At 66.9% G+C, this 11,323-nt stretch carries 10 protein-coding genes; 7 read left to right on the top strand and 3 right to left on the bottom strand.

Going from position 1 to position 11,323, the window contains the following annotated elements; genetic code table 11:
* The first annotated feature begins 22 nt into the window (after positions 1 to 22).
* The 3 genes from HQ354_RS04340 (at position 23) to HQ354_RS04330 (ending at position 2,534) form a co-directional block, all read left to right on the top strand.
* Complete coding sequence (locus tag HQ354_RS04340; protein ID WP_308115122.1) at positions 23 to 838, top strand: hypothetical protein; 816 nt, start codon at positions 23 to 25, stop codon at positions 836 to 838.
* Positions 839 to 961: 123 nt separating this feature from the next.
* On the top strand, positions 962 to 1,540 hold the full coding sequence (locus HQ354_RS04335; protein WP_068432163.1) for a sigma-70 family RNA polymerase sigma factor: 579 nt from the start codon (positions 962 to 964) through the stop codon (positions 1,538 to 1,540).
* The gene (locus HQ354_RS04330; RefSeq protein WP_222634245.1) at positions 1,533 to 2,534 is read left to right on the top strand and encodes an anti-sigma-D factor RsdA; all 1,002 of its coding nucleotides are present in this window, start codon (positions 1,533 to 1,535) and stop codon (positions 2,532 to 2,534) included. Before HQ354_RS04335 ends, HQ354_RS04330 begins: the two co-directional genes overlap by 8 nt.
* A 76-nt stretch (positions 2,535 to 2,610) precedes the next feature.
* Here the strand turns inward: HQ354_RS04330 and HQ354_RS04325 are convergent, their stop codons facing one another.
* Complete coding sequence (locus HQ354_RS04325; RefSeq protein WP_068432470.1) at positions 2,611 to 3,015, bottom strand: DUF5319 domain-containing protein; 405 nt, start codon at positions 3,013 to 3,015, stop codon at positions 2,611 to 2,613.
* Between the two features lie 277 nt (positions 3,016 to 3,292).
* Here HQ354_RS04325 and guaB point away from each other — a divergent pair, with 277 nt between their 5' ends.
* From guaB to guaA, 4 genes are all read left to right on the top strand, one after another.
* Entirely contained in the window at positions 3,293 to 4,816 is a 1,524-nt protein-coding gene (gene guaB / locus HQ354_RS04320) for an IMP dehydrogenase (RefSeq protein ID WP_165839629.1), read from the top strand.
* A 48-nt stretch (positions 4,817 to 4,864) separates the two neighbouring features.
* Positions 4,865 to 6,004, top strand: coding sequence for a GuaB3 family IMP dehydrogenase-related protein (locus tag HQ354_RS04315; RefSeq protein ID WP_068432156.1), 1,140 nt, complete (start codon positions 4,865 to 4,867; stop codon positions 6,002 to 6,004).
* Positions 6,005 to 6,269: 265 nt separating this feature from the next.
* A complete protein-coding gene (locus HQ354_RS04310; RefSeq protein ID WP_068432153.1) occupies positions 6,270 to 8,012 on the top strand; it encodes a GMC oxidoreductase in 1,743 nt (580 codons plus the stop codon).
* 32 nt (positions 8,013 to 8,044) lie between these two features.
* Entirely contained in the window at positions 8,045 to 9,634 is a 1,590-nt protein-coding gene (guaA, locus tag HQ354_RS04305) for a glutamine-hydrolyzing GMP synthase (protein WP_068432150.1), read from the top strand.
* Positions 9,635 to 9,638: 4 nt separating this feature from the next.
* On the opposite strand, the gene HQ354_RS04300 is transcribed toward guaA, so the two are convergent.
* Both HQ354_RS04300 and HQ354_RS04295 read right to left on the bottom strand, forming a co-directional pair.
* Positions 9,639 to 9,884 (bottom strand): hypothetical protein, encoded by a 246-nt coding sequence (locus tag HQ354_RS04300; protein ID WP_068432148.1) that lies wholly within the window; start codon positions 9,882 to 9,884, stop codon positions 9,639 to 9,641.
* A complete protein-coding gene (locus tag HQ354_RS04295; RefSeq protein ID WP_068432145.1) occupies positions 9,877 to 11,262 on the bottom strand; it encodes a PspC domain-containing protein in 1,386 nt (461 codons plus the stop codon). Before HQ354_RS04295 ends, HQ354_RS04300 begins: the two co-directional genes overlap by 8 nt.
* Between the last annotated feature and the right edge of the window lie 61 nt (positions 11,263 to 11,323).

The following is an 11,323-nucleotide window of genomic DNA, read 5'->3' as shown; positions in this document are numbered from 1 at the left end:
AGGGCGCAGTACTGTTGCCGACGTGACAGGTGCGGCAGTGGCATTGCGAGACGCTGCGTGGGGGCACGTTCCAGGTGCGTGGCCGTTGCCGTCGGCCCGTACGCCGTCCGAGCGATGGGACCGTGCCGTGGCACTCGGCGGCCAAGGGCGATACAGCCAGGCAGCTGCGGAACTCGACGCGCTCGAACGCGTCGGGCGGACCGACGACGCCCTGGCCTCGCTCGCGTCGTCGACGCGTGCGTCGTGGCTGCGCCAGGTCGGCCGACACGCGGACGCCGCACGCCACGACGGGTCCGCTATCGCTCGAGTGGGTCTGCCTCGGGAGCCGTCGTCGCTCCTCGTTCTGGAAGCACGCTGCGACGCGTTGACCGGACTCGCCGCCGACGCACTCGGGTCAGGGGGCTTCGCCCGTGCTGCCATGTTGCTGGCGAGGTCGAGGCAAGTCCTGGGCGACGCCGAATCCGACGGCCTGTGGCGGTGTCGGTTGCGGGAGCTCTGGGTGTCCGCCGAACTCGCGATGATGTCGGGCGACGGGCCCGCCGCCGTCCGGCACGCGTACGACGCGCGCGACCGTGCCTCCGATACCGATTCGTTACGTCACAGGGTGAAGACCGATCTGATAGTGGCCGCGGCCCTGAGTTCCGCGGGCGAGGTTCGGACGGCGGTGGACGGCGCGAGGGCGGTGCTCGAGGCCTGCTCGGAGCACGGGCTCGTTCCCTTGGCGTGGGCGTCGGCGATGCTGCTGTGCGGTCTCGGTGAGGTAACGCCTGCGCAGTCGATCGTGGCGGAGTGCCGGGCGCTTCTCGCGCACCGCGGTGGCTTCGTCGCTGCTTCGTGAGATTGCGGACCGCATGGTTCGATCCGGGAGCGGCGAGGTCGCTATCCTTACAAGGTTCCACCTGGGGTGGATACGCCTGTCGAAGGCCGACGGCGTCGCTGTAACGCGGGGATTCCTTGAGCGATGAACAACACGGGTGAGGAGTTGGACTCCTTCGTCGCTGCCGCAGCGCAGGGCGAGCGTGCCGCACTCTCCCGGGTACTGGAAATAATCCGTCCACTCGTCGTGCGGTACTGCCGTGCGCGAGTCGGGTCCGCCGAGCGTGGTCAACTCTCGGCGGACGACGTTGCGCAGGAGGTCTGCTTGGCAGTCATGACCGCCCTGCCGCGGTACCAGGATCAAGGTCGGCCGTTCATGGCATTCGTATACGGAATTGCCGCTCACAAGGTCGCAGATGCGCATCGAAGCGCGTCGCGTAACAAATCGGACCCGGCCGCCGAAGTACCAGATGTCGTGTCCACGGAACACGGTCCCGAGCAGCGTGCTCTGGAGTCCGAGTCGAGTAGACAGATGACCGCATTGCTGGACACTCTCCCGGCGAAGCATCGAGAGATTCTCGTGCTTCGTTTGATCGTCGGACTGTCGGCGGAGGAGACAGCAGCCGCGGTGGGCAGTACTGCAGGTGCCATCCGCGTGGCTCAACACCGAGCCATCGCGAAGTTGAAGAACGAAGTCGTGAAGGCGGGTGAAATGTATGGCTAGGAACAACGGCCGCGATGGCATTCCCCGTATCGGTCGACCCGACGGGTCGGCTGCCACTCCCGCCGACAGCGCGTACGCGGATTCGGCGTCGGAGACGGGTCCCGTGGACATCGCGTCGGTACGCCGGGACGACGAGTTCATCGAAGCCATTCGCGGCGACGGCCCCATCGCCACCGACAATGCCGACGAGTACCAGCTCGCGCTGCTGCTCGCGGGCTGGCGAGCCGAGGTCACGACACCGGCTCTACCTACCGGCCCCTCGCTCGATGACGTCGCCGCCGCGGTGGACGAAGAGATCCGTGCCGCTGGAATGAACCGCAAGGCTCGATCGCGGACCCGTTCCGGACTGCTGCGACCGGTCGCCGGAGCAGCCGCCGCGATCGCCGTGGTCCTCGGTGGGCTCGTGGTCTTCTCGTACAACTCTGCGCCGGGCGATCCACTGTGGAGCGTCAAGTCGGTCGTCTTCTCGCAGCAGGCGGATTCCACTGTCGCGCAGATCGATACGACGACGAAGCTGTCTCAGGCAGAGGAGCTGATCGCTGCCGGTGACGTCGACGGTGCACGCGCGCTGCTCGACGGCGCATCGCAGACCAGCGGCGGCGTGATCGACCCGAGCCAGAAGTCGGACCTGGAGATCTGGTTGCAGCGACTCAACGAGCAGTTGCAGGCGCTGATCCCGACGTTCCCGCCCGTGCAGACGGTGATCCCGCAGCTGCCGTCGCCCGATGTGCTGCAGTCTCCGATTCTGCCGGGGATTCCGACGACGTCGGTCCCGGCTGTTCCGCCCGTGGTGACGTCGACCGGTCAGGTACCGCCGACGGACACCAGCGGTCCGATCAGCCAGGAGCCGTCGCTGCCTCAGGTCACGCAGATCACTGTGCCGCCTGTTCCGACGATTCTGAACGAGCCGAGCCCGACCACGGCGTCGGCGAGCGGATCCACCGGTGCCGATGTCTCGTCGCCGCGTATCGACACCTCTCAGAACGGCGGCTGATCAGCCGACCCAGAGCTCGACACACGAAGAAGCCCGGCTCCGAACATCGGAGCCGGGCTTCTTCGTGTCCGAAGTGCTAGTTCTCGAAGCCGTCGCCCTGCAGCGCGTCGTTCATCGACGCGTCGGCGTAGCCGCGGCAGTAGTCCCACGTGACGTACGCGTCAGGGACGGGGTCGTAGGCGGGCTCGTGGGGACGGACGGTGCCGTCCACGAGCAGCTGCAGCAGGTTGGCTCGCAGCATGTCCCAGTCGTGATAGTGGTCCTGCTGGCAGTCCTCGCAGCACACGACGAGGCCGCGAATGCCTCGGTGGCCCAGGAGTGCCTCGTAGACGGCGAGGTCGGCAAGATCCTCCTCGACGGCGAGCCGCTCCTGAGGATCCAGCGGCTGGCCCGGCTCGATGGCATCGAGGGCGGCCGAGGGGTCGGCTGGGTCTCCGGCGAAGGGGTCCGGCGGTAGACCTGGAGGCAATTGATCGCGCACGCCTCCACGGTACGCAGGATCGGTGGGTATGCGCCAGCTGTTCGGCTCCCGCGCGAGAATATCCGGGACGTCGGCAAGGGTTCCGGGTGCATGCAGCGGCGTGCCCGATGCGCGTTCACGCTGGCACATCGGAGCCGATACCATGGACCGAGGCGCCGCGCGCCCGCGTCCATGTTTCGATCCCGCACTGTCTCCATCCGTTCTCGAACACGCCTATCTCTGGTGCCGCCGTCCGTGCGCCCGAGAGGCACCCGGCTCTAGGGAGGGCCAGATTTAGATGAGTAGTTCCGGAGCCCATGTCCGTACCGGTGGCGACGACCCCAACAAGGTCGCCATGCTCGGTCTCACGTTCGACGACGTTCTGCTGCTTCCTGCTGCGTCGGATCTGATTCCCAGCGCGGTCGACACGTCCAGCCAGCTCACCAAGGAGATCCGGCTGCGGGTTCCGCTGGTCTCGTCCGCGATGGACACCGTCACCGAGGCGCGAATGGCCATTGCGATGGCGCGTGCAGGCGGCATGGGGGTCCTGCATCGCAACCTGTCACTGCAGGACCAGGCGTCCCAGGTGGAGACGGTCAAGCGCTCCGAGGCCGGCATGGTCACCGATCCGGTCACCTGCAAGCCGACCGACACGCTTGCCGAGGTCGACGCCATGTGCGCCCGCTTCCGCATCTCGGGCCTCCCCGTCACGGACGAGACCGGTGCACTCGTCGGCATCATCACCAACCGCGACATGCGCTTCGAGGTCGATCAGAACCGTCGCGTCGCCGATGTGATGACGAAGGCACCGCTCATCACGGCGCAGGAAGGCGTCACCGCCGAAGCGGCGCTCGGTCTGCTGCGTCGCCACAAGATCGAGAAGCTTCCCATCGTCGACGGCCAGGGAGCTCTCACCGGGCTCATCACGGTCAAGGACTTCGTCAAGACCGAGCAGCACCCGAACGCCACCAAGGACCGTGACGGCCGACTGCTCGTCGGTGCCGCGGTGGGCGTCGGACAGGACGCGTGGGCGCGTTCGATGGCGCTGGCCGACGCGGGCGTCGACGTCCTCATCGTCGACACTGCACACGGGCACAACTCGGGCGTGCTCGAGATGGTCAGCAAGCTCAAGTCCGAGGTGGGCGAGCGCGTGCAGGTCGTCGGCGGCAACGTCGCGACCCGCGCGGGCGCACTGGCGCTCGTCGAGGCAGGGGCCGACGCGGTCAAGGTCGGCGTCGGACCCGGCTCGATCTGCACCACCCGAGTCGTCGCAGGCGTCGGCGCGCCGCAGATCACGGCCATCCTCGAGGCCGTCGCAGCCTGCAAGCCGCACGGCGTTCCCGTCATCGCCGACGGCGGCCTTCAGTTCTCCGGCGACATCGCGAAGGCACTCGCAGCGGGCGCGTCGACGGCCATGCTCGGCTCGCTGCTCGCAGGTACCGCCGAATCGCCCGGTGAGTTGATCCTCGTCGGTGGCAAGCAGTTCAAGAGCTACCGCGGCATGGGTTCGCTCGGTGCGATGCAGGGACGTGGCGCCGCCAAGTCCTACTCGAAGGACCGCTACTTCCAGGACGACGTGCTGGCCGAGGACAAGCTGGTGCCCGAGGGTATCGAAGGCCGGGTTCCTTACCGCGGTCCGCTGTCGCAGGTCATTCACCAGCTGACCGGCGGTCTGCGTGCTGCGATGGGGTACACCGGGTCGACGTCGATCGAGCAGCTGCAGGAGGCGCAGTTCGTGCAGATCACGGCGGCCGGTCTGAAGGAAAGCCACCCGCACGACATCACGATGACCGCGGAAGCGCCGAACTACACCACGCGCTGACCCGACCGGCCAGAAACAGTTCCCGAACCTCTCGAGAAAGGGGCGCGCGTGCGCGACCTCGTTGAAATCGGCATGGGCAGAGCAGCCCGGCGTACCTACCAGCTCGACGACATCGACATCGTGCCTTCGCGCCGTACTCGTTCGTCGAAGGAGGTGTCGACGGCGTGGCAGCTCGACGCGTACCGGTTCGACATTCCGGTGATGGCGCATCCGACCGACGCGCTGGTCTCGCCCGAGTTCGCCATCGAACTGGGTAAGCACGGTGGCCTCGGTGTCATCAACGGCGAAGGTCTGTGGGGTCGGCACGCCGACGTTCAGGCGAAGCTCGACGAGCTGGTGGCCATCGCGGAGAACGAGTTCGACGCCGACGCGCCGGTGAAGTTCCTGCAGAAGCTGCACGCGGCACCGCTGCAGCCCGATCTGCTGGCTGCCGCCGTCGCACAGGTGCGTGACGCCGGAGTGACTGTTGCGGTTCGAGTGAGCCCGCAGAGCGCGGCGAGCCTGACGCCCGCGCTGGTGGCGGCCGGAATCGACCTGCTGGTCATCCAGGGCACCATCATCTCCGCCGAGCACGTCGCGCACGGCGATGAAACGCCGCTGAACCTGAAGACGTTCATCGCCGATCTCGACGTTCCGGTCATCGCGGGCGGCGTCAGCGACCACCGCACCGCGCTGCACCTCATGCGTACCGGTGCGGCGGGCGTCATCGTCGGGTACGGATCCGTCGAGGGCGGCACCACCACCGGCGAGGTGCTCGGAATCGGCGTACCAATGGCGACGGCCATCGCCGACGCCGCAGCTGCACGTCGCGACTACCTCGACGAGACCGGCGGACGTTACGTCCACGTCATCGCCGACGGCGACATCGTTTCCTCGGGCGACCTCGCGAAGGCGATCGCCTGCGGCGCCGACGCCGCTGTGCTCGGCGCGCCGCTCGCCGTTGCTGCCGAAGCGCCCGGCGGTGGCTGGTACTGGCCGTCGGCGGCAGCGCACCCGTCGATGCCGCGTGGCGCCCTCCTGCCGGTCGCGGCAGGCGACCGTCCAAGTCTCGACCAGGTGCTGCACGGGCCGTCGAACGATCCGTACGGTTCCATCAACCTCGTCGGCGGTCTACGTCGGTCCATGGCGAAGTCGGGCTACTCGGACCTCAAGGAGTTCCAGAAGGTCGGACTGAACGTTCGGGCATAAGGCGTCGTAGCCGCACGAAAGAAGCGCGTGTCCCTTCGGGATGCGCGCTTTTTTTCATGCGGCTGCGCCACCCGTGCGCGCATAGTCGGCCCAGGTTGCAACTATCCGTGCACGGGTGTCGTAGCCGCACTTGGTGATACTCCGGGTTACAGCTACAGTGGTTTGTGCCGGCTGTCACAGGACTGTTGGCACTTCGAAAGAAATGTCGCCTAAAATGTGGCTCCGGTCACACGTCGGGGTGGGCGCGTAGAGGCGGAGGTCGAACATGGGTTCACAGGCTCGCAAGACCGACTACGACGTGTTGATCGTCGGATCGGGCTTCGGTGGCAGCGTCACTGCGCTGAGACTCGTCGAGAAGGGCTACAAGGTCGGCATCCTCGAGGCCGGAAGGCGGTACGAGGACAAGGACTTCGCCAAGACGAGTTGGGATCTGAAGCGATTTCTGTGGGCGCCCAAGCTCGGCTGCTACGGCATTCAACGCGTCCACCTGCTGCGTGACTGCCTCATACTCGCGGGAGCAGGCGTCGGCGGCGGTTCGCTGAACTACGCCAACACGCTCTACCAGCCGCCGGAGCCGTTCTTCAAGGACAAGCAGTGGGCCCACATCACCGACTGGAACAGCGAGCTGTCTCCCTTCTACGAGCAGGCCACCCGCATGCTCGGAGTCGTCCGCAACCCGCACATGACGCCCGCGGACGAGGTCATGAAGTCCGTCGCAGAAGACATGGGCGTCGGCGACACGTTCATTCAGACGCCCGTCGGTGTGTTCTTCGGTGACGAGCCGGGCAAGAAGGTCGCGGACCCGTACTTCGGCGGCGTCGGCCCCGAGCGCACCGGGTGCATCGAGTGCGGCGAGTGCATGACGGGTTGCCGTCATGGCGCCAAGAACACACTGCTGAAGAACTACCTGGCCCTGGCCGAGCGCGCAGGCGCCGAGATCATCCCGATGACCACCGTCACGGGCGTTCGAGCCTTGCCCGACGGCACCTGGGACGTCGCCACCGAGCGGACGGGTGCCTGGATGCGCAAACGCCCCACGACGTACACGGCCGCCAATCTCGTACTCGCCGCGGGCACGTGGGGCACACAGAACTTGCTGCACAAGATGAAGGACGAGGGTGCCCTGCCCCGGCTGTCGGACACGCTCGGTGAACTCACCCGCACCAACTCCGAGTCCATCGTCGGCGCCGCGAAGATGAAGGTCGATCCGAACGTGGATCTGACCAGGGGAGTGGCCATCACGTCGTCGTTCCACCCGTCGGCGAGCACGCATATCGAGCCGGTGCGCTACGGCAAGGGGTCGAACGCCATGGGCATGTTGCAGACCTTGATGACCGACGGCGGCGGTCGAATCCCGCGATGGCTGAAATTCCTCGTCATGGTCGTCGCGCGTCCGCTCGACTTCGTGCGAGTGCTGAACGTGAAGAACTGGAGTGAGCGGACCATCATCGCGCTGGTCATGCAGAACCTGGACAACTCGATCACGACGTTCACCAAGCGCGGACTGTTCGGCCGCACGGTGTCGAGCAAGCAGGGACACGGCGAACCGAACCCGACCTGGATTCCCGAGGGCAACGACGCCACCCGACGCATCGCGAAGAAGATCGGCGGAATCGCAGGTGGCACGTGGGGCGAGTTGTTCAACATCCCGCTCACCGCGCACTTCCTCGGTGGTTGTGCGATCGCGTCGGACGCGGAGCACGGTGTCATCGACCCGTATCACCGTGTGTACGGCTACCCCACGATGTTCGTCGTCGACGGCTCGTCCGTGTCGGCCAATCTGGGTGTGAACCCGTCGTTGACGATCAGCGCCCAGGCAGAGCGTTCGGCGGCGTTGTGGCCGAACAAGGGCGAGCAGGACCTACGTCCGCGGCAGGGTCTGCCGTACGAGCGCATCGAACCGATCGCACCGAACAATCCGGTCGTGCCGGTGTCCGCGCCGGCGGCACTGCGGCTCACGATCACCCCGGTTCGCCGCGACAAGCCTGCCACCACGGGTGCAGCGTAAGTGCACGACGCGTACGCAACTAGACTGACCCGGTGACCGCTACGCAACAGCCCGATCCCGCGCTGCCCAGGCCAGTACTCGTCGTCGACTTCGGTGCCCAGTACGCCCAGCTGATCGCACGTCGTGTGCGTGAGGCGAACGTGTACTCCGAGGTCATCTCGCATACCGCGACGGTCGAAGAGATCGCCGAGAAGAATCCGGCCGCTCTGGTGCTGTCCGGTGGTCCGTCGAGCGTGTACGCCGAGGGTGCGCCTGCGCTCGATCCTCGCGTGTTCGATCTCGAAGTGCCTGTCTTCGGTATCTGCTACGGATTCCAGGCCATGGCGCAGGCGCTCGGTGGAACGGTGGCGCACACCGGGACTCGCGAGTACGGCCGTACGCAGCTGTCCGTCGACGGCGGCGTGCTGCACGACGGTCTTCCTGCGACGCAGCCCGTATGGATGAGTCACGGCGACGCGGTCACCGACGCCCCCGAGGGATTCATCGTCACGGCGACGAGTGCGGGCGCGCCCGTCGCGGCGTTCGAGAACACGGAACGTCGATTCGCAGGTGTCCAGTACCACCCCGAGGTGCTGCACTCGCCGCACGGACAGCAGGTGCTCAGCCGCTTCCTGCACGAGACCGCGGGCATCAAGGGCGAGTGGACCGCGGCCAACATCGCCGACGCACTCGTCGAGCAGGTGCAGCAGCAGGTCGGCCCGACGGGTCAGGCCATCTGCGGTCTGTCCGGCGGCGTCGACTCCGCCGTGGCAGCGGCGTTGGTGCAGCGCGCGATCGGCGACCGTCTGACGTGTGTGTTCGTCGACCACGGCCTTCTGCGCGAGGGTGAGCGGGAGCAGGTCCAGCAGGATTTCGTCGCGGCGACCGGGGCCAAGCTGGTCACCGTCGACGCCGTCGACACCTTCCTGTCGGCTCTCGAAGGCGTTTCCGACCCGGAGGAGAAGCGCAAGATCATCGGCCGCGAGTTCATTCGCAGCTTCGAAGGCGCTGTGTCGGAGGTGTTGGGGGAGAACGCATCTCACGGCGCCGAGGTCGAGTTCCTCGTGCAGGGCACGCTGTACCCCGACGTCGTCGAATCCGGCGGAGGGTCGGGGACGGCCAACATCAAGAGCCACCACAATGTGGGCGGGCTGCCCGAGGATCTGCAGTTCACGCTCGTCGAGCCGCTGCGCACGTTGTTCAAGGACGAGGTGCGGGCGGTGGGCCGCGAACTCGGCTTACCCGAGGACATCGTGAACCGTCAGCCGTTCCCCGGCCCGGGTCTGGCGATCCGCATCGTCGGCGAGATCACGCAGGATCGCCTCGCGACGCTGCGTCAAGCCGATTCGATCGTGCGCGAAGAACTGACCGCCGCCGGTCTCGACCAGCAGATCTGGCAGTGCCCGGTGGTGCTGTTGGCCGACGTTCGCAGCGTCGGCGTGCAGGGCGACGGCCGCACCTACGGTCACCCCATCGTGCTGCGTCCCGTGTCGAGCGAGGACGCGATGACGGCCGACTGGACGCGACTGCCCTACGACGTCCTGGAAACGATCTCGACTCGGGTGACCAACGAGGTGTCGGAGGTCAACCGAGTCGTTCTCGACGTGACGAGCAAGCCGCCGGGCACCATCGAGTGGGAGTGACGCGCTAGCCGCGTGAGCGGCCTGGCGCGATGAGCAGCGCCAGGCCGACGACGATCGCCGCGACGACGAACACCCAGCGGAACTGCACGTCCCCCAGGGCTTCGATCGCGGACGGTCCGATCAGAGCGCTGATGCCGACGACGAGCGCTGCGAGTCCGACGAGGAACAGAAGTGCGGACGGGCGAGTCCGCGCCTTGTTCTCCTCGGGAGTGTCGGTGTCGCTGTCGCCGTACTGCCATGTCTCAGCCACGGATGACCTCCAGGTTTCCTGCGCGTGCGGTGGCGTCGATCGTCAGAACTGCGCTGTTGTCCGGTGAATTTCCCTGCTGCACACCAGGTTCCGCGCAAGTGGTGCTCGCTGCGATCGCGACGCACTCGGTGCGGTAGTTCATGCTCGGGGGCAACGTGATGGTGGCGTTGCCTGCCGTGACGTCGACCTCGATCGTCTTGTCCTCGGTCAACGTCAGCCCGCGAAGATCGAGCTGAAGGTCCCCGCCCTGCACGGTGTACGTCGGCTGCAGTCCGGCGACGGTGGTCGGCGCGTAGTTCTGCTGGCCCGAGTACCGGCCGTCGAACTGCACCGGCCCGACGATCGAGGCGAAGACGACGAATGCCGCGAGCGGACCCGTCACGATCAGCAACCCGTAGCCCTTGCGAAGGAACGCGCCGAGCACGAGACCGGTACCGACGACCACGAGTGCGACGGCGGCGATACGGGCCGGCGTCAACCATTCCGAATCGGTCGCTGCGGCAACGGCTCCGGTGATCGCGGCCGCGACGAGTGCCAGGCCGATGAAGCTGGACGTCCATCTCGACCGCCGCTTCTTCTCGGGGACGGCGGGAACCGTCGTCGACGTGGGTTCCGGAAGATCCCAGGCGAACGGTGCCACGCCGAGCGGGTCCCACGACGGTGGCGTCGGCGACTCGGGGAGCGCCGGTTCGGCCGGGGTGTCGTGCTTGGTGAGGTCGACGTGGTCTGTCGAATCCGCAGCAGGCGTGGAGACGGGCTTGGCGGGCGGGGGCGTCGGAACGTAGCTCTTCGGGAGCCGCGTGTACGGCGTGTACTGCTGGTACGACGTCGTGCGCTGCTCGAACTGCGGCGGACGGTAGTTCGCCCCTGCCCACGGGTTGTACGGGTTGTCGAACGAGATCGGGAATCCCTGCTGTCGGTATGTGACGGTTCCGCCGGGGAGGAAGGCAGGTGGCTCCGGTTGCCGCTGGTGCAGCAGCCACCACCCGGCAAGCAGTGCCAGCACGCTGATGACGCCGGAACCGCCGAGTCCGACTCCTACCGGCCCGAGCGTCGTGACGGCGATGATCAGCGCAACGATCAGCACCACGATCTTGGTGTTGGACTCGGAGCTGTTTCCCTTGCCGACGAGAGATTCTGCGGGAGAGGCCGTGTCGCCTGCTTTGCTGAAGAGCAGCCAGGCCGCGAGGTAGAGGACGATCCCGGCGCCGCCGAAGATCGTGCCGACGACGAAGGCGACCCGGATCAGGACCGGATCGACGTTGTAGCGGTACCCGATGCCCGCCGCGACACCCGCAATGTGGCCCCGCTGCGGCAACCGATACGGACGTGTGCGCCACATCTGCTGTAGCTGATCGGAGACGGTTGCGTTGCTCATGGAACCATCGTGGCCCGCGGCGCCGACTGTCGCATCAGGGATCGCCCTGATCTTCGGTCGT

Source organism: Rhodococcus sp. BP-261, assembly GCF_019835205.1.
Classification (GTDB): Bacteria; Actinomycetota; Actinomycetes; order Mycobacteriales; family Mycobacteriaceae; genus Rhodococcoides; species Rhodococcoides kyotonensis_B.
The sequence above is the reverse complement of the archived record's forward strand: the minus strand, read 5'-3'. Positions and strand labels throughout refer to the sequence as shown.